General features: G+C 35.9%; 2 protein-coding genes (1 of these 2 running past the window's edge). Both read right to left on the bottom strand.

All coding sequences use genetic code 11. The annotated features are described in order from the left end of the window. Positions 1 to 2,120 carry the beginning of an amino acid adenylation domain-containing protein gene (locus ACT5E3_RS05820; RefSeq protein WP_444997367.1) on the bottom strand. Its footprint begins 14,464 nt before the window's first position, so 2,120 of the gene's 16,584 nt are visible here — the first part of the coding sequence; it begins with the start codon at positions 2,118 to 2,120; the stop codon falls past the left edge of the window. Next, a complete protein-coding gene (locus ACT5E3_RS05815; RefSeq protein ID WP_444997366.1) occupies positions 2,108 to 23,206 on the bottom strand; it encodes a non-ribosomal peptide synthase/polyketide synthase in 21,099 nt (7,032 codons plus the stop codon). The genes ACT5E3_RS05820 and ACT5E3_RS05815 overlap by 13 nt, the downstream gene beginning before the upstream one ends.

The following is a 23,206-nucleotide window of genomic DNA, read 5'->3' as shown; positions in this document are numbered from 1 at the left end:
AAATTAACCAGACTCTGATGCTCTACCATGACACCTTTAGGCTGGCCAGTCGAGCCCGATGTATAAATAATGTAGGCTAGATTTTTATTGGATAAGTTGATTGATTTTTTATCTAGATTAACATCAGGCTGCTTTTTAAATAAGTCAGTTTGGTCAATCGGAACGGTCGTTAAAGCATATTCAGCTAGTCGCTTGCTTAAAGCCGCCTGACATAACACGACAGAAATATTGGTATCATCTAAAATATATTCTAATCGACTTGCAGGATGGTCGGTATCCAGAGGAACATAAGCACCACCAGCCTTTAATATTGCAATAATACCAATCACCATTTCAGGTGAGCGCTCGACATATAAACCAACAAGTGATTCAGTATTGATGCCTTGCTCTCGCAAATAATGCGCGATCTGATTAGCTCTACTATTTAACTGTTGGTAAGTGAGCTCTGAACCTTTAAACTGGATAGCGACACGCTCAGGTGTTTGTGCCACTTGTGCTTCAAATATCTCATGAAAACACTTATCTTGTGGGTATAATAGTCTTTCCTGCTTTTTAAGTAACGCGGCTTCTTGTTGCTCTTCAATAAGTGGTAACGTATAAATAGGCTGATTTGGATTATTGGCAACAGCATGAACTAAAACTTCAAAACTGGCAGCAAATTGTTGGATACTTTCAAGCTCAAATAAGTCAGAACAATATTCCCAGGTAATGTTTAAACCATCATCGCTTTCTAACAAAATTAAAGTGAGATCAAACTTACAAAAGTTTCTCTCGTTATCTAGGGAACTTAAACTTAACTCAGGTAATTTCAACTCAAAGCTTTCGTTATTCTGCATGCTAATCATTACTTGAAACAAAGGACTATGAGATAAATTACGCTCAGATTGAAGCGCTTCAACTAACATTTCAAAAGGTACGCTTTGGTGATCATACGCATCTAAAGTCATATTTTTTGTTTGTACTAAATAATCTAAAAACGAAATATCTTTTGAGAGATCGCATCTTAATAACAACGCATTTACAAAAAAACCAATCAAAGGGGCCAACTCTGATTGTGGTCTATTAGCAATAGAAGTACCTAAAACAATATCCGATTGACCACTATACCGAGACATTAAAATCGAAAAGATAGCCTGCATGGTCATAAACAAAGTCGCATCATTTGATGCACTGAGTTTTTGTAACTTTTGCACTATTGGCTGACTTATTAAATGACTATAACTATTACCTTTAAATGATTGTTTTGCGGGTCTTTTTTTATCTAAAGGAAAAGAGCTGACATTCGGCATATCAGCTAATTGTTTTTTCCAATAATCCATAAGCTCATCGAGTGTATCTCCACTTAACCAATTACGCTGCCATTGAGAAAAGTCAGCATATTGTATGATGAGATCATCTAACGGATTTTCTTTGTTTTCACAAAAAGCCGTATATAAATGAACAAATTCATTAGTCAGCACGCCCATAGACCATGCATCAGAAGCAATATGATGCATATTAAATAATAATACCGACGCCTCATCACTAAGCGTAATTAAACTCACTCTTAACATTAAGTCTTGCGTTAAATCAAATGCTGTTTGTGCGTCTTTATCTGCTAATTCAAAAATTTTTGTTAACTGCTCTTCATCTTTATATTGGCTAATATCAATTTTGTTAATTATTATCGACTGTTGTTTTTGAATTCGTTGAACACCATCACCATCAGTATTGTTGTAATAGGTGGTGCGAAGAATTTCATGACGTCTGATAATTTCATCAAAGGACTTTTGTAAAGCCTCTTCATTGAGTCTTCCATTTAAACGCATAGCCATTGGCATATTATATTGTGTGCCTCCAGGCTCTAATTGGTCAATAAACCATAAGCGCTGTTGAGCAAAAGATAATGGCAAATCATTATCTTGAGTTCTCTGAGTGATCATTTGAGCCGCTTTACGTTTACGACTTCTAATGTAGTCCATCACTTCACTTTTATTAGATTTCAAAAAGATTTTTGTTTTATCATCTAAAGCTTTAAGATTTCCTTCAACAATTAATTTATCTTTAGATACATCTAATGAAATGCCTAACTCAATTAACGACAGAAGTACTTTTTTTATTTGAGTCGTTATATTTCCCATTTTTCGCTCTCTTCTTCACTATTTTCTGTTTTTTCTGAACTTAAATTAAGTCCTGCATTTAGTTTTACTTCCTGCTCAATAAATTCAGCAAGCTCGACAATTGTTTGTAAATTAAATATTTCACGAATTGCAACATCCAATTCAAATTCCGTTCTAATCAGTGAAATTAAACGAGTGGCTAATAACGAGTGTCCACCGATATCAAAAAAGTTATCTTTTACACCCACTTTTTCAACATTTAATAGTTCACTCCAAATGTCACATAACTTAGATTCAACCTCAGTACTGGGCGCAACATACTGGCTAGTCAATTGATTCGCAGAGTCTGGCGCAGGTAAAGAACGCCGATCAATTTTTCCATTTAACGTTAATGGCATTGACTCAAGCATAACCATTGCAGAAGGCAGCATATAATCAGGTAGTTTCAATTTCATATATTGACGCACTGACTCAAATAACTCACTACCTTCAATTTGAGGATCCTCAGCGATTAAGTAAGCAACGATTTGTTTAGGTTCACCGCTAACAATCGCTACGACTTCTTTGACTTGCTCATGGGCACTGATCACCGATTCAATTTCTCCCAGCTCAATTCTAAAGCCTCTGATTTTTACTTGCTCATCAAGACGGCCTAAGTATTGCAAAGTGCCATCGGCTAATCGACGAACACTATCTCCGGTTCGATATAAATAATCATTGGCTTTATTTGAAAATGGATTTTTAATGAATCGCTCTTGAGTTAACGATTCCAAGTGTCTATAACCACTTGCTAACGAAGCCCCACCCAATAATAATTCTCCGGCCATACCGATAGGTTGTAACTCATTTTTTTCATTGACAACATAATGGACATAACCAGGCAATAATCCGGTGATGCTCATATTAATATCATCACAATTAATAAGATTCATATGAGACCAGACAGTTGCTTCTGTTGGACCATAACAATGAATTAAACCTTGACCACAATGTTCTAATATTTGATCAGCCATTTTGGCTTCAACAGCCTCACCACCAACCAACGCGAGCAGTTCATCACTGCCATCCCAGCCACTTTCAAATAAAGCGTTCCAAGTAGAAGGGGTTGCCTGTAATACATTAATTTTATGTGCATTAATATATTGGCCTAATAACGTCCAGTCTTTCGCTTTCTCATAAGCGAGCAGATGAACTTTACCGCCGTGGAATAAAGGACCAAACAATTCTAAACCAGCTATATCAAAAGCAATGGTGGTCAGTGCTAACCACTCAGTATTAGAATTAATATTAACTAATTCAGCCGCACCTTGAACAAAGTTATTAAAGGCGCCCCGCGAGACCATTACCCCTTTAGGTTGTCCAGTAGAGCCCGAAGTGTAAATTACATAAGCCAAATGCGACCCACTGACTCCACTCTCCGCTGTCGGAATATTCTCTACAGCATAATCCTGCAAAGCTAACTCATCATCTAAACAAAATGCCGTTAACTCTGTTAAATCCAAACTCGATGTTAAGTGACTTTGCGTTAATAACAAACTCACTCCAGCATTATCTAACATATAACTTAGTCGACCTTTCGGGTAAGCCGGATCTAATGGCACATAAGCACCTCCCGCTTTCAATATACCCAACAAACCCACTAACATCTCTAATGAACGTTCTACATAAAGTCCCACTAAATCATCTGGTTTAACTCCCTGCTCAACTAAATAATGGGCTAAACGATTGGCTTTTTTATTCAGTTCACGATAAGTCAACGATTGCTCTTCATAAACCGCCGCTACCGCATCAGGAGTCAATTCAACCTGTTTCTCAAACAGTTCATGCATACACACATCATCAGGATAAGCCGATACCTGTTGCTCTTGCTCTAGTAGCAAGGTTTGTTTTTCTTTTTCTGTCAGTAATGATTGCTGATTAATCGGTTTATCTGACTCTGCCACTAACCCTTGCAACAAAACTTCAAAACTCTGTGTTAAGCGCTTAATGGTATCTGCTTCAAATAAATCCGTGCAATACTCCCAATTCAATAACAAACCATCAGGACTCTCTTTGACACTCAAAGTTAAATCATACTTGGCAACCTGATGTGGGTTTTCAACTGCACTTAAAGTTAACTTCGGTAAGCTCAGTTCACTCGATTCATTATTTTGTAAAACAAACATCACCTGAAACAAAGGCGTATGACTAAAACTTCTTGTCGGTTGTAATCGCTCCACCAACATTTCAAACGGTAAGTGTTGATGTTCAAACGCCGATAACGACATCTGTTTCGATTGTTGTAACAATTCACTAAACGATAACTCACCCTCAATCTGATTCCGTAACACCAAGGTATTCACAAAAAAACCAATTAAAGGCGATAACGAAGAATGCGTTCGATTGGCTATCGGTGTCCCCATCACTATGTCACTTTCATGACTATAACGCGACAACAACACCGCAAACGCAGTCTGCAATGTCATAAACAAAGTCGCATCATTGCTTTGGCTTAAAGTTTGTAATTCTTCGCTGAGCGATAAACTCAACGATTGACTCAAACTCGCACCCGCCACACTCTGCACCACCGGACGCGGTTTATCTAACGGTAAACTATGTACCGCAGGTATACCGGATAACTGACCTTCCCAATAACTTAACTCTGATTCTAAACGTTCACCACTGAGCCACTCTCTTTGCCAGTGAGCAAAGTCTGCATATTGAATCGCTAATGCCGGAAGCCTCGCTTCCCGTCCTTCACTGTAAGCTTGATATAAACCCACAAACTCTTGTGTTAAGACTCCCATCGACCAACCATCAGAAGCGATATGATGCAGGTTAAATAACAACACACTTTCTGTATCTGATAAAACTAACAGACTCACTCTTAGCATTAAATCTGCACTTAAATCAAAACCGCGTTGACTATCTTCTACCGCCAAGCGCATTACTTCCGCTTCTCGCTCACTATCAGCCAAATGACTTAAATCTAACTGGTTTATGGTTAAAGCTTGAGCGGCATGAATCACCTGACAACCTTCTCCATCTTCTCCGGTTTGATAAGTTGTTCTTAACACTTCATGACGCGCAATTATCGCATCCAGGCTTTGTTGCAGCGCCGATTGGTTCAACTCACCTTTGAGTCTTAACGCCATCGGCATATTGTATTGACTGCTACCCGGCTCTAGCTGGTCGATAAACCATAAACGTTGTTGCGAGAAAGACAGTGGTAATGACTGCTCTCGGGAGATGACTGGAATAGTAATTTGTTCACTCTGCTCTAAGCCTTCAATATAACTTGCTAACTGACGGATGGTATTGTGTTCGAATACATCACGTACAGATAAAGAGAAAGAGAGCTGCTCATTAATTTGATTAACTAACCGAGTAATTAATAAAGAATCTCCACCTAACTCAAAAAATGAAGCCGTTACACTCACTTGTTCTAACGACAATACATTTTTCCAGACATTAGATAGTTGGTGCTCCAACAATGATTCGGCTGCTACATGAAGCCTTTTTAAGAAATTCTTTTCTTCTGGCTCAGGCAACGCTTTTCTATCAATTTTACCATTAGCGGTCTGCGGCATTTTCTCTAACAGGATAAATGCAGCAGGTACCATATATTCAGGTAGTGCGCTTGATAATTCATCTCTTAAACAAGAGATAAGATTTTGCTCATCATCAATGTTTTCTTTCTCTATGATATTTTCTTTATCGACAATATTTTCTTCAGTATTTTTATTCAAAGAAAGATAAGCCACTAAGCGTTTAGGTTCACCTGTAGCAACAACAATCACATCATCAACAAGCTGATTAGCATGTATAAGTGATTCAATTTCACCCAGCTCAATTCTAAACCCTCTAATTTTGACCTGGTGATCAACCCGGCCAACAAATTCAAGGTTGCCATCTTCAAGCCAACGAACTAAATCGCCTGTCCGATATAAACGACTATTTTTATCATCAGAAAAAATATTGGAAACAAATTTATCATCAGTTAAATCGGGATTATTTAAATAACCTTTAGCAACACCTATACCACCAATATATAACTCACCAACGATACCAACAGGTAAGCTGTTTCTGTTTTTATCCAGAACATAAGTTTGTGTATTGCTGATTGGTGAACCAATATGAAAATATTTTTGTCCTTCTACATACTCTCCCATTGTGGCAATAACGGTACATTCAGAAGGTCCATAAGCATTAAATAAACGTCTATTTTTAGACCATTTATCAGCATGCGTTCTAGCACAGCTGTCTCCACCGATAACCAAAGATTTAACGCTACGCCACTTTTCAACCTCTAATAATGGTAATAGAACAGGTGGTAGTAATGCATGGGTTATTTGTGCCTCACTCACATAAGCATCAAGTAGTTCCGGAGATTTAACCGTCGTTTCTTTCACTAAATGGAGTGCAGCACCTGCGGTTAGTGCAGTTGACCATTCAAAAGTAGTTGCATCAAAAGAAAAAGAAGCAAACTGTAACATTCGGCTTCGATTACTAACATTTAGATCACGCGCCATAGTGTGAGCTAAACTGCATAACCCTTCATGGGCTAACATTACCCCTTTAGGATTACCCGTTGATCCTGAAGTATAAATAATATAAGCCAGATGGTTTCCATTCAGGGCAACAACTTCTCTTTCCAAATTAATTACAGAATAACTTTTTAATAAGTCTTGCTGATCAATACAAAGCACATTCTGGTGATTAATTGATAGTTTTGGTAATAACTCAGTTTGCGTGATCACAAATTCAGCTGCCGAGTTTTCCAGCATATAACCCAAACGTTGTTGCGGATAATTGGGATCCATCGGTAAATAGGCACCACCTGCTTTAATAATACCTAATATAGCCACAATCATATCGGGACATCTTTCAATACAAAGCCCGACAACACTATCAGGTTTAACCCCTTGCTCAACCAAGTATCTGGCTAAACGATTAGCGCGCTCATTCAGAGTTCGATAACTGAGTTGCTCTTTTTCAAAAACAATAGCGGTCGCTTCGGGCTGTAAATCCACTTGCTTCTCAAACAGTTGGTGAATACACGCAATGTTAGAGTAGTTTTTGTCCGTGTCATTCCATTGTTGTAAAACTTTAACTTTATCACTTTCATTTAATAGAGAAAGTTGCTTAATGGTTTCAACTTGACTGTCAGATAAAGAACGCAAGATATTCTCTAAGTGTCCTAATAAGCGTTCAACAACCTCAACCTCGTATTCATCACTCCGGAAAGATAAACTAAAGCCTAATGTCTCCTGCAATGAAATACTTAAGGTCAATCCATAGTTTGTTTGCTCATCACCTTTAACATCATCTATACTTAATACCGCTTTAGCTGTTGCACTATTCTCATCGCTGCCAGTTGCCGGTAAATTATTAAATGCAATCAAAGTATCAAATAGAGTGCTCTGCTCACTAACTGAAGATAATTTTTGAATTTCAATTAATGGTAAGTAACTAAACTCTTCTCTTAAAACACTTTGTTGATGTAATTCTTTCAACCAATCATCAATTTTAAGTTCTGCCGAAATATCCACTTTTACCGGCAACGTAGTAATGAATAAACCAACCATCTGTTCGACACCCGCTAAAGTTGATGGACGACCAGAAATAGTTTCACCAAAAACAACCGTATCTTGCTGACTGTAACTCTGTAACAAGAAAGCCCATGCTGCTTGTATTAACGTATTGAGTGTTGTATTCGCTTTTTTGGCTCTTGCTTGCAAACCTATTGTATTTTCTTCAGCAAGTTTGAAAGAAGATATTAGAGCTTGCGAACTTTCTTCTCGTTTGTTTTTACCAATATTTAATGACGTTGGTTCCTCAATCATACCAATATGAGACTGCCAGAAATCAACCGCAGATTTTTTATCGACAGCTTCTAACCATTGAATGTAATTTGCATAAGGAACAGCCTCTGGCAACTGCACCGCTTCTCCTATTAACAAAGCTTGATAGCTTTGTAAAACATCATTCACAACAACCGATTGAGACCATGCATCCATTAAGGAATGATGATAAGAAATAATCAAACGGTTTTCATTATCTGAAAGACAAATTAAAGTGGCTCTCATCAATGGGATCTGAGTAAAATCGAACCCTCTGGTCTTATCATGAGTGCGACAGTTTTCAATGATTTGCTGTTGTTGAGTAACAGGTAAGTTTCGACAATCTTTAACTGTCCACTCTAATGTAGCGCTGGCGACTACTAACTGATGATAATTTTCACCAACAAATGCCGTTCTAAAAATATCGTGGCGATCTATTACGACTTGCCACGCCTGTTTAAACAAGGCAATATCAAGCTGCCCATTGATCCCTAAGTCTAATTGGGTGACATAAGCACTATCACGCAATTCACTATGAAACAGTAAACCGCGTTGCATACCTGTTGATGGATATAAATTTATTAAGTCTGGATAACTTTGCTGTAGTTGCTCCAATTCACTTTGATTAATATTGGCTAATGGGAAATCGCTAGGCGTATAGCTACCTTGAGGATTTTCCTGACAATGTTGAATAATAGCTAATGTCGATGTATGAATATGTTCAGCTAATTCGGCAATTGTTTCACGATTGTATTGAAGCCCGTTATAACCGATTGTGAATGCAAGACGACCATTTAAAACTTGCCCTGAAATGCTTAACAAATATTCTCTTTGTCTGGCTTGGCTTACATTATGCCCCGCAAAATCCTGTACAGGTTGGAATAAGCCACCAGCTTCTTCTGATTGTTCAAACTGACCTAAATAATTAAAAATAATAGAAGATTCCTTACCAATTAAATCAGCAATTAATGTTTCATCTTCAACCAGATACTTCAATACACCAAAACCAATTCCTTTATTAGGAATCGATCTAACTTGTTCTTTAACCCCCATAATGGTATGACCAATATTAAGGCTTTTTTCAAATTGACTATCTAAACTTAAAGTCAACGGATATAAACTGGTAAACCAGCCAAGGGTTTCACTATGATCAATCTCTTCGCTTAAGTTTTCTCTTCCATGCGCTTCCATATCAATTCTTAAGGTAGACTTATCGCTCCATAACTTTACTCCCATCAATAAAGCTGAAAGCAAAATTTCAGTGATATCCGTGCGGTAAGATTGATGACATGTTTTTAATAACGCATTAGTTTGTTCTTCTGTAAAAGCAAAGTTTTCTAATTGAGTTGTGGCTTGAGTATTATCAAGCACATTAGAATGATCAACAGGTAAAACAGGTACAGGAATACTGAGTTGCTCTAACCAATAGTGCTTTTCAGATTGCAACTGTTCACTTTGACTGTAGTTTTGTAAAAACTCACCCCACTGCTGAAATGAAGAAGTTTTAGGTGCTAGTTCAATAACAGCACTTCCTGATTTAATTTGTTGATAAGCACTCACCAAATCTTCAACAAGTATGCGCCATGAAATTCCATCAACGACTAAATGATGGAGCACTAGTAATAATTGATTAGTTTGTGGTTCTCGGTTAGTCAATAATACCGCACTCAGTAAATGTCCCTGTTCAATTGATAAACTTGCCTGAGCTTTTTCACCTTCTTTCGCTAAGATAGATTGTTGCTCACTCTCAGTCAACTCAGCCAAATCGACAGAGGTTATCAAAGCAGAATTCAAGCTTGCTTCTTTTTCTGAATAGTCAACATATTCAGCATGCCAAAAATTATTATTATGCATAAAAGCTAATCTTAGCGCATCATGTCGATGATAAACGACTGAAATAATTTGCTTTAAAACATTTAAGTCAAAGTCGGTTGGAACAGTAAGCAACACAGATTGGTTATAGTGAGACATATCAACTTGGTCTTTTCCGTTCAGCAGCCACTTTTGAATTGGAAGTAGCTTTTGCTCACCTTGGCTCGGTGTTTGTGGTGCGATAATTTTATTAACATGACTGACTTGTAATGCCAGTTCTCGAATTGTTTGATGCTCAAACAATTGTTTTGCTTCAAAAAACAAGCCTTCTTTTTTAGCTAAAGAAATCATTCTAATAGATAAAATGGAATCTCCACCGATGTTAAAGAAATTATCGGTCACACCGACTTGCTTGAGATCTAAAACTGACTCCCAAATGCGGCAAAGCTTCTCTTCTTGCTCATTAGCAGGAGCAACATAATCGACACTAGCAGTTAAAGTCATACCTGGCTCAGGCAATGCTTTACGATCAACTTTGCCATTAGGTGTTAATGGTAAAGTTTTCAAAAACATAAAGTCACTAGGTATCATGTATTCAGGTAAAACAGTTTTTAAATGATGACGCAGCTCGCTTGATAATAAAGCATCATTCAATTCAATATTAGTATCAGCAATAATATAAGCTACTAACTTTTTGCTTTGTGCAAATACATTAACAACAACTTCAGCAACATAAGGATGGGTACTTATTTGTGATTCAATTTCACCTAACTCAATTCTAAAACCACGTAATTTGACCTGTGCATCAATACGTCCAATATACTCTAAATGGCCATTGGGTAAACGGCGCACCAAATCACCGGTTTTATACATTTTATTCGAACTATTCGAAGCACTAATAAATGGATTATCAATAAATCTTTCTAAAGTTAAAGCTTCTCTTTCATAGTAGCCTTTAGTCACACCATCACCAGCAATACATAGTTCACCAACAACACCATCAGGCACTAACTCATTCTGTCGACTAACAATATAGAATTGAGTATTAGCAATCGGTTTGCCTAAAGTAATCAGTTCTCCCTTAACTTGAGATATTGCAGACCACACCGTTGTTTCTGTAGGGCCATACATATTAAAGATTTCACCAGGCATTTTAGCTAGCAACGATTTAGCAAGATCAGCCGGAAAAGCTTCACCACCAATCATAATTTGATCGAGTTTTGGTAAAACATTATCACTTGATTCATGTCTTAATAACTCTCTTGCAAAAGCAGGCGTACATTGTATATGTGTTACACCATGACGTTGCACTAATAATTCAGGCGACCAGGTTTTTTCTAATCGTTTAGCAAGCATTTTTTGCTGAGCCGCCTGTTGTTTAACTCTCTTTTGCAACTGTTCCAAATAAGGAAGATGCTCTAAAGTCAATTGATGCTCAATGCCAAAATCAATTAGGCAAGCAATTTCATTTACGCCCACAGCATATAAATCATCAACCTGCTGCAAACAACTTTCAGGTGTACCAAATAGCCCACTGGATGCAAAATATTTTTCAAACCCCATATCAATAATGGCATCTTGGTTATTTTCAATATCAAGACCAACTTCAGCAGCCAATGGTCGTAACAAGTTAATTGAGTGTTTTAAGTAATTCTTTAATGGTTTTTCGACCACTTTTTTAATTTCTAATAAATCAGTACCAACAAAAGTATGCAACATTAACGCAACCTTTCCTGAGTTGCGTTCAAATCCAGCGGCTTCAAGCGCATCGCGATAAATGACAATTTTTTCTTTTAACTCTTGTTTGCTTTGGCCTAATAAGTGGGTTAACAAATTAGCGCCTATTGATCCTGCATATTTAAAAGATTCTGGACTTCCAGCCGCGGTAAACCAAGTTGTCAATGTTGATTGAACCGGTCTAGGATGTAGTGTTATCTCAACAGTTTTACCAACCCCATTAACTCTTTCGATACTGTTTCCTTGCCATAACTGGTGAACAGTATCAATACTATTTTTCAATTTGTCATGACGGGTTTCATAATCATCAGGAAAGAAAACAAAATCATTAGGATGCCAACCAGAAGCCATTGATATTTCAACTCGGCCATTAGATAAGTTGTCTACCATTGACCATTCTTCAGCAACTCGAATAGGATCATGTAATGGCAAAACGACACTACCCGCTCTGATTGTAATATTCTCTGTAACCGCAGCCACGGCTGCTGCTGCCACTGAAGGATTGGGGAATTGATCACCAAAACTGGCAAAGTGACGCTCAGGAACCCATACACCTTTGATTCCGGTATTATCAATAAACTTAGCGCCTTCTAGTAATAATGTGTACTTATTACCCTGTGTTATCTCCTCTTCAGCAGCAAAATAGAAAAGACTGAAATCCATTGCTTGCGTTGCTTTAACTGGCATAGGTCGATCAGGCTGAATAACAATTTTATTGCCATTAGCTAGATTCCAAAAAATTTCTAATATCGAAATATCGAAACTAATACTAGTAACAGCTAGCCAGGTATCTTGTTTTTCTGCTGGTGAAAATTGATGATTGAGACCTGTAAAAAAGTTAATCACATTTTTGTGACTAACCATAACCCCTTTAGGTTTCCCAGTAGAACCCGAGGTATAAATCATATAGGCCAAATCATCTGAAGTTAGTAAAGTATTGTGCTGATTTTTATCTTCAATGATCGATTTTTGAATCGTTCGCCACAATAGTTTATCATCAATACAAACACAATCATTGACTAATTGTGCAGGCAACATTTCAGCAACATCCAATTGAGTCAATATTAAATGTGTATTCGAATCATCCAGCATATAATTAATTCTATCAACGGGATAACTCGGATCCATTGGCACATATGCACTTCCCGATTTAAGTATAGCCAGTAACCCAACCACCATATCAAGAGAGCGTTCAACACAGAGAGCTATCATTTTTCCAGGGCCAGCTCCTTTAGCCGTTAGGTAATTGGCTAACAAAGTCGCTTTTTGATTAAGTTCACTATAAGTTAACGACTCATTTTCAAAAATTAACGCAGTATGATTTGAGTGAGAAACGGCTTGCTGTTCAAATAGTTGATGAATGCATACCTCTTTATCGTAATCTTGTTTTGTATCATTCCACTGAGTGATTAATCGTTTACGTTCAACCTTATTGAATAGATCTAACTGGCTTAATTTAGCATTTGGTGTAGCACAAATTGCATTTAACAAGTTTTCAAAGTGCTGCATAAATGATTTTATAAATAACTCATCAAACAGTTCAGTCGAATATTCCCAGGTAGCCGTAAGACCTTGTTCAGTTTCTTCCATGCTTAATGAAAGATCATACTTGGAAATAAAGTTTTCCCCTTTAAGTTGCTTTAATTCCAAATCGGGTAATTTTAGTTCTACTTTTTCGTTGTTTTGCAAAGTAAAAAACAACTGAAATAAAGGACTATAACTAAAGCTACGATCTAGATTTAACTCATCAACTAAAAGTTCAAAAGGCAAATGTTGATTTTCATAGGCCTTTAATGCCATTTCTTTTGATTGTTTGAGAAAACTAATAAAAGTTGGGTCGCCCGACAAATCATTTCGAAAGACTAAATTATTCAAGAAAAAACCAATCAAGCCTGCCAGTTCTGATTGTGGTCTATTCGCAATCGGCGTGCCTATAACGATATCCGACTCATTACTATATTTTGCAACTAAAATAGCAAAAGCAGCCTGTAGAGTAATGAATAATGTTGTATCATAATCAGCACTTAAACGATTTAACTCATCACTCAAAGACTGACTGAATTTTTGCGTGATCATATGTCCAGCTAAACTTTGTTTGGCAGGTCTTACTTGACGCAAAGGCAAACTATGTACGGTAGGTACATTAGCTAGTTGCTTTTTCCAATAACTCAACTGAGACTCTAAAACCTCACCTTGTAACCAATTTCTTTGCCAGTTTGAAAAATCGGCATACTGAATGTTCAGCGTAGGAAGTTGTACCATTTCACCTTTATAAAAAGATTCATAAAGAGCAACAAACTCCTTGATCATAATGGCTACAGACCAACCATCTGAAGCAATATGATGCATATTAATCAATAATACATATTCAGTTTTACTGACGGTTATCAATACCGCTCTCAGCATTAAATCATTACTTAAATTAAATGGTTTATCGATATCTTGTTGAATTAATTTTTGAAGTTCAGCTTCTTTTGATACTTTATCTAATTGACTAATATCTTTCTCATCAATATTCAAGCTAACATTTTTCAGGATAACTTGAGTTGCTTGACCATCACTGGATTTCGCATAAACTGTTCTTAAGACTTCATGGCGTGCGACAATATGGTTCAATGCTGAACTGAGTGCCACTTTATTCAATGTACCCTTCAATCGAATAGCCATTGGCATATTGTATTGGCTACTACCAGGTTCTAGTTGATCTAAAAACCACAGTCTTTGCTGAGAAAATGATAAAGGAATATCGACATGACTTTCGACTTTAGTTATTTTAAATATTTTGTCTTGTTGTTCTTTAGCTTCAATCAACTCAGCTAATTGAAGCAACTCTGCATTTTCAAATATTTCTCGAATAGAAATTTCAACATTAAACTGTTCATTAATAGCAAATTCTAAGCGAACAGAACTTAATGAAGTACCACCAACCGCAAAAAAGTTATCGTGTAAACCAACCTTTTCCAAGCCCAATAATTCTTTCCATATTGCCGCAAGAGTACATTGAACCTTTGTTTCTGGTTCTACAAAGTCGCGATTGATACGAATGACTTTAGGTAAAAGTTCAACATCTACTTCACCGTTAAACCACGTGGGCATTTGATTAACGACTTTATAGGCATCCGGCAACATATAACGAGGCAATTGATTAGTTAATGATTGGTGCAGCGTTCGTATAAATGATTCTTCTATCTCAACTGGCTGCATACAGTCTATATAAGCAAATAACTCAGTATTATTTTCAGGGTTAATAACCAACAATACATCTTTGATATTTTCTTGAGTTAATATTGCCTGTTTAACTTGTGATAATGAGAATTGAGTTCCTTTTAGCTTAACTTGTTCATCAATTGAACCTAATAATAAAATCTTTCCTGATTTCAAGCGTCTAGCTAACTGTTTAGCTCGGTATAAATATTGAGATTTATCTGCTTTGCTAATAACAAGCTGTTCAGCAACTAAAGCCTTGTCGTTTTTAGCTTTATATACAGCTTCACCAGAAAAATATAGCTCACCAATACTCCCCATTGGCAATTCATTCATTTGACCATCTAAAACAAGAGCCACACTATCTTTTATCGGTACAAAATCATCATTAGCATTTTCAAAGCTATCGATGGTGGTAACAGTTGTATTCCATTGTTTACTACGAGCAATTTCTTTTTGTGAAACAAGTGTATATTCTCTCAGCTTTTTTGTTGCATTATCACTAATTTGTTCAAGTAAAACTTCGTAAATTTCCGCTAAAGTCAGGATCGTTTCAACATCAAAAATATCACTACAGTATTCCCAGTTTAACGTTAAACCTTCACTACTCTCAACGATACTTAAAGTTAGATCGAACTTAGCAATCGTATGTTCTTGCTCGATCAAATCAATATCCATTCCATTAATTTTTAATTCGTAGTCATCATTATTCTGTAAAGCAAACATCACTTGAAATAAAGGACTATGACTAGGCTCTCTTTCCGGCTGCAATGCATCAACAAGCATTTCAAAAGGAACATTTTGATGCTCAAATCCATCAAGTACCATTTGTCGAGTTTCAGCTAATAACTCTTGAAAAGATGAGTTAATATTAATTTTATTTCTTAAAACTAAAGAGTTAACAAAAAAACCTATCAGTGGAGCCAAAACTTGTTGAGAACGATTAGCAATCGGAGTTCCCATAACGACATCGTTTTCATTACTAAATCTGGCGATTGACAAAGCAAAAACGGACTGTAAAGTCATAAATAATGTAACATCATTATCAAGACTAAATCGGGTTAATTTATCAGAAATGTTTTTATTAATTTTTGTTGTAAACGCTAAACCTTTAGTACTTTGACTATCAGGACGTACTTTATCTAAAGGTAAATTATGAACTTGAGGCAGATCCTTAAGCTGATTAATCCAGTAGTTTAATTGTGAGTTTAAGTTATCCCCTTTCAACCAATCTTTTTGCCAATTAGCAAAGTCAGCATATTGGATAGTTAATGCTTCGAGTGGTAACTCTTTGTTGTTACTGTAAGCAGTATAAAACCGAACAAATTCCTGTGCTAAAATATTAACCGACCACCCATCGGAAGCAATATGATGCATATTAAATAAAAGCACTTGTTGCTCTTTTGAAACATGAATCAAACTGACTCTCAACATTAAGTCATGACTTAAGTCAAATTTTTTCAGTGCATCTTTTTGTGCAAGCACTAAAATTTCAGATTCAATATCGTTAGTAGAAATGGTTGTTAAATCATATTCGTTGAGTTCAATTTCTTTGTTAGCAACTATTTTTTGATAGGCTTTTCCTTGTTCATCGGTTTCATAAACTGTTCGTAAGATCTCATGCCTTTTTATAATACTATTAAGCGATTTTTTTAGTATCTCTTTATCTAACACCCCATTAATACGAAAAGCAGCAGGCATATTATAATGATGACTACTACCTTCGAGCTGATCAATAAACCATAACCTTTCTTGAGCAAATGAAAGCGGGAAACGTTCAACATCTCGACTAAGAGGTTTAATCGTTAAAGTGTTAGAAATTGCATCACGATTAACTATTAACGCTACCTGAGCATGAACAACAGGATTATCAAAGAGCTCTCTAACACTTATACTCACATTAAAATGTTCATTTATATCAAACTCTAGACGAACTAAAGTTAAAGAATTTCCACCTAATTTAAAAAAGTTATCGTTTATGCCTACTTTTTCAACTCCAAGTAATTCGCTCCATATATTACATAATTTCGCTTCGAGTTCGTTACTTGGTGCGACATAAATAATCTCTTCAGATATGACAGGCACTGGCAACGCAGATTTATCTACTTCATTATCATTTGTTAACGGTAACTCATCTAATAATGTAATACAGGAAGGGACCTCAACTTGATGTAGATTAGTTTTCATCCATTGTCGAATATCATTCTCTAGCTTAATCTTTTTTTCGGGCGCAACATTGCCCGATTCGTTATGTTCAACAACAATATAGGCGACTAGCTGCTCATCATTTTCATGCAGGAATTTATTAACATAATTTTCAACAATATATTCACATTGATTCAACTTGATTGAAAGCTCATCACAATTAACACGACAACCTGAAATTTTAGCTTGCCTTTCAAGTTTACCGTGATAACTGATCACATCACAGTCATCACGACTCAGTAACAAACCTGTTCGATGTAATTTTATTTTCTTATCTAAAACTTCACCAAAACCAACAATATCATTTTCTGATGTATTATTTTTACCTGCATCAATATTAAAAACCAATTCACCAACAACATTATTTGAAACCAATTGATCATTTTTATTTAATAAATAAAATGGTACATTTGACTCAACCAACTCAACAGGACACATTGAGAGAATTGCTTTCGGCAATTGGCTATTACAGTTACTACCGAATAAAAGGTGATTTTTTTCTGTCTGACTTAATAATGGCAAATCCTTTACTAATTTATCTTTAGAGTCAAGCATACCATTTAATATATTTTTTAAATGTTCTTTTAACAATTCAATACTTGATTGACGATAGCATTCGGTTTTGTATTTAAAAACAAACTTCAATACATCACCGGGAATCACCTGTAGTGTTAATCCATAGTTACTTTGTTCGTTACTTTTAATATTTTCTAATGTTAGTTTGGATTGTTTTGCTTCTAGAGGATAATTTTCTAAAACAACTAAGGTGTCAAATAAATCAATTGATTGATTAAGGGGACTTTGAGATTGTATATCAGGTAAAGATAGATAGTTGTATTCCTGACGAGAAGAACCTGCGCTATTGAGCTGTTGCAACCATGCAGTTAATCCCTTACCTTGGGCTTTTTCAAAATCAACTAAAACAGGCAAACTATTAATAAATAATCCAACCATTTCTTCAGAACGAGACAACTCAGTAGAACGACCAGCAATCGTTTCACCAAAAACGACAACAGAATCACCACTATAACGATATAAAAGATATGCCCAGGCAGCATGTATAATAGTATTTAATGTTGTCGCTGTTTTTTGAGCTAATTCTTGTAATAATAATGTTTCTTTATTACTTAAACAAAGTACCGTATCTTGATAATGATTACTCTTTTCAATCGCTGAACAGTGAGCAAAATCGAGTTGTGTTTTTCCTTTCATGCTAGCTAAATACTGCTTCCAAAAATCTTCTGCAGACTGTCGGCCCTGTCTTTGCAACCAAGCAACATAGTCTTGGTATTGAGCAGGATTAGCCAACTCAACTTTTTGTTTATTTTCTAATACCTCATAAATATTTAATACTTCAGAGAAAACAGCCGCAACAGACCAACCATCAATAAGCGCATGATGACAGGAAAAAATAAAATGCCAATTTTTCTCTGGTTTGCGTATTAAATATAAACGTAACAATGAGGGCTCTTCAATTTTAAAACCTTCTTTGCTATCCGCAGCAAGAAAATCATTGAATTGAGAATGATATGATGTTTTTTGAGTTGACCAATCTTTTTCTGACCAAGCTATCTCAACATCAGAAACAACTAATTGAACTAAACGCTTACCAACAAATGCCGTACGAAAAACATCATGTCTGTTTACAACTTGCTGCCAAGCTTGTTTAAAAAATATTGTGTTCAGTGTCTTTGGTAATTCCATTGATATCTGCGTTGTGTAAGCACCTTTATCGATATCACTATGAAATAACATACCTTGCTGCATAGCTGTTGATGCATAAACATTTTTCAGTTTAGGATAACTTTTTTGCCACAAATCCAATTCCGTTTGATTACAACTAATCGTCGGAAAATCACTGGGGGTAAAAACTCTTTCACTGTTGTCGCAATGCTCGATAATTTGTTTTAACGAGCTACTAATAGCATTAATCAAATCTTTGATAATACTTTGAGTATACTGTTTTTTATTATAATCTAATTCAAACTTTAACTTTCCATCAGTCACCATTCCATTAAATTCTAAATCATAATGCCTATTTCTTTCTTGGCTAATATTTTCACCGGTAAACTCATCAGATAATTTAAACCGTGAATCTTTATTGATGACCTGATCAAATTGCCCAAGATAATTAAACAATACCGGCGCTTGTGATTGTTCAAGTGCTTGTGATAGTTGAGTTGACTTTGCCATTCTTAGCAATAAGCCAAATGACAGACCATTTTCAGGAATTGAATGTAAGCTTTCTTTAACGCTAATAATCGTCTCTTTTAAAGCCTTACTTTCAGGCATATTAAGACTTAAAGGATAAATATTGGTAAACCAACCTAATGTCTCACTGATGTCGAGAGTTTCATTTATATTATCACGACCATGACTTTCAATATCAATTCTGAAACGGTTATTTCCACTCCACTCCTGTAGCCCCAATGATAATGCACTAATCAACAGATCATTAATTTGAGTATTGTAAGTAGCATGACTCTTTTTAAGTAGTTTTTCTGTTATTTTCTTACTTAAAGAAAAGCTGATCTTAGCAACATTGCCAACACAATTATTTTTCTTCGCTTGTTGACTTAAAGCAGGTATATTTGCTGGTAACTGTGACAGCCAAAATGTTTCTTGACTCAAAGTCTCTTCCGCTTTCGCTTTATCGGTTAAATAGTTAGCCCATTGTTTAAATGATGAAGTTTTAGCATCAAGTACGACTTCTTTTTTATTTAATATTTGTGCGTAAGCATGCTCAATATCTTTTAATAAAACTCGCCAAGAAATGCCATCAACGACAAAATGGTGTAATATTAATAAAAGCTTACTACAACCTGCTTCGCCACTAAAATAAGCCATACTAAAAACAGGGCCATCTGATAAAGAAATGCTAGATTTTAATTGGCTGCCGACTTCTGACAGTTGTTTCGCTTTTTCTTTTTGATTTAAACCACGACTATCAAAAATATTAAGCGAGTCTGCAACCATTTTTGGCGTTAATGATTGATAATGAGACAGCCATGTTTTTCCATCAAACTGCGTTTTTAAACGCAAAACATCATGACGTTGATATAGTGCTGTGACTAATTTTTCTAAATGGTTATTGGCAATGTCATCTGGAGCATTTAATAAAACGGATTGATGGAAGTGATTTTTATTTGAGTTATTATCAAATAAAAACTGATGTTGTATAGGTAATAAGAGTTGTTGCCCACTAACCTCACCTTGATACGCATTAACAGCCGTTTTGCTTTTCGCGTTGAGCGCTAATAAACGAATCGTATTTAATTCAAATATTTGTTTAGCCGTGATAAAAATGCCAGATTTGGCTGCTTTTGAAACGACTTGCATCGCTAAAATAGAATCACCACCAATTCTAAAGAAATTATCATTAATACCAACTTTCTCTAAACTCAGTACTTCTTCCCATATATCACACAATATTTTTTCTTGTTCGCTACTTGGCGCCTGATAATATGTTGTTTCTTCAAACACTTCAGAGCTAGGCGTAGGTAATGCTTTTTTATCAACTTTACCATTGACCGTTAATGGCATAGCATCTAAAACAATAATCGCAGAAGGAACCATATAGTCAGGTAAGTTATTACGCAATTGCTCAGTCAACTCATTCACTAACTCGCTTGAACGTTTAGAGACAACATATGCAATTAGTCGCCTAGGTTCAGGTGTTACGATAGCAATAGCGTCATCAACATCATGGTGAGATAATAAAGAACTTTCTACTTCACTCAATTCAATTCGAAAACCGCGTAGTTTAACTTGATCATCAATTCTGCCAACAAATTCCAAGTTACCATCTGCCAACCATCTAACAAGATCGCCTGTTCGATATAAGTATTGTTTTACCTGAGTATTGAAAGGATCTACAATGAATTTTTCAGCAGTCAACTCTGCTCGATTTAAATATCCTTTTGCTAAACCTACTCCACCAATAAGTAATTCACCATCACAGCCAATAGCCACTTGTTCCATATTTTGATTGACAACATATAAAAAAGTGTTAGCGATTGGTTTACCAATCGGTAACCTATCGACTTTATGAGAATACTCAGCAACGGTTGTCCAGATTGACGCTTCAGATGGTCCGTAAGCGTTAAAAAACTTTCTACCTTCAGCCCATTTTTGGGCAATTGATAATGAACAAGCTTCACCTGCGACCACAAGAGTGGTGGCACTTTTCCAAAAGCTGATGTCTAATACAGGCAATAAAACAGGCGGTAAAGTGGCGTGAGTAATTTTTTCATTTTTTACAAACTGATTTAACTTCTCGGCAGATTGAACTTCTTGCTTAGAGATCAAACACAACCTTGCCCCATTGCATAATGCCATAATCCAATCAAAGCTAGCGGCATCAAAAGCCACCGATGCAAATTGTAGTACCCTGCTATCAGAGGTAACATCAAAGTGCTTTTGTTGTTCTACAGCCATATTACATAAGCCTGCATGTCGAGTCATGGAAGCTTTGGGCTCTCCTGTTGTACCGGAGGTATAGATTAAATAAGCCAGGTTATCAGCAGATAATTGAATACTATCTTTTTCAATATTACCATCATCAAATTGACTATAATCAATTTGGTTAATCAGTACTGTATTATTAACCGTAAGGTTTAAACGTTCTACAATATCAGATTGAGAAATCATAAACTCGGTATTCGAGTCCGTAAGCATGAAAGATATTCTTGCCTCAGGATAATTGGGATCCACCGGAATATATGCAGCTCCAGACTTTAATACAGCCAAAATAGAAATCAACATTTCAAGAGAACGATCAATACAAATAGCAACGTGAGAATCTGTTGTCACGCCTAAACGTCTTAAATATCTTGCTAGCTGATTAGCCTGTTGATTTAACGCTTCATAACTCAATAATGTTTGATTAAAAGTAACAGCAGTTTGCTGAGGATTTAACTCAACTTGTTTTTCAAATAATTCATGTATACAACGGTTAAAATGACTATTTTTATCTGTAGTAACAAGCTTTACCGAATTATTTTGCCAACAAGAAATCAGTTCTTTTTCATTCGTTGGTATAAAATCAATTTTACAGAGTGGTATGTCTACCCACTGTGTTATTGAACCAATAATATGCTGAATCCGATCGGCTAAATGTTCTGCATCGTGTAAATTAAAATATTGGCGGTTACAATCAACCTTAATTTCACACGTATCAGTTTTCCCATACTCCCATGCTGTGATCAATAGAGGGGTTGCTTCGTGATTATGACTTAAATAGTTTAATCCTGCGGCATGCCCTTCGACGACCATATCACTATCTAGTTTTAAGTAACTAAAGCTGACATCATAAATAGAGTCGGTGATACCAAGCTTTTTCTTTAAATGACTGATTGGGTACTTTTGATGTCGATAAGATTTTTTTTGTTGCTTCAGTAAGCTTATGAAAATATCTTTAAAACAAGCCTCTTGAGAAAAGCTCATTAATAGTGGGTTAATACTAGTAAAAACGCCTATCATTTCCTTTTGAAGCTTTCCTCGACGGTTATAAGTCGGTACACCAAAAGCGACTTGTTCTTTTTGATTAAACCATCGAAAGTAAGCGTAAAAAATAGCAAGCAATACTTGATTAACACCTATCCCATAGTTTTTAGCTAATATTTTAATGTCATAAAAATCTTTTGGATCAACAACAAAAGACTTTCTGAAGCTGGGAGTCGATTTTTCTAATTCGTTATTTGAAAGATAACGGTGAGATAGTGTTTTTTCTGGTATAGAAGCGTATTGTTCAACCCAATAATCACCATCAGCTTGATATTTATTACTTTGAAGATAGTTTTGATCAGAGAGAGAAACATTTTTCCACTCATCGGTTGTTTTATTAGTTGGTTGTTGTTCGTTATAATAATGACCAAGCTTTCTAGCCCAGTTTGCAAATCCCCAACCGTCGATACAAATATGATGAGCAAAACCGACATACCAATATTCTTCTTCTTTTATTTTAATTAAGTAAGCACGAAAAAGTTCAGCATTTTCAACTTCTATAACGGTTTCAAATAGTGTATTTAACCACTCTGTCGCTTTTATTACAGCTTCTTCATTATCTGAAAAATCAACAAGTTCTAAACAAGCATTACGCTCGCTTGTAATATACTGCAAAACCTGGCCTTCCGACTGAGTAATTCTAATACCAAATGCATCATCAGACTCTATTAATTGTTGATGTGCTATCAGCATTTTATCTACATTGACATATCCCAATTGTATATAACCGCCAATGTTATACATTGGACTTGTCGGGCTTTGCAGTTGATCAAAATAAATATCTTGCTGAATTAAAGTCAGTGGAAAGTGGTTAATTTTCAT

This window comes from Aliikangiella litoralis (assembly GCF_052495765.1).
The sequence above is the reverse complement of the archived record's forward strand: the minus strand, read 5'-3'. Positions and strand labels throughout refer to the sequence as shown.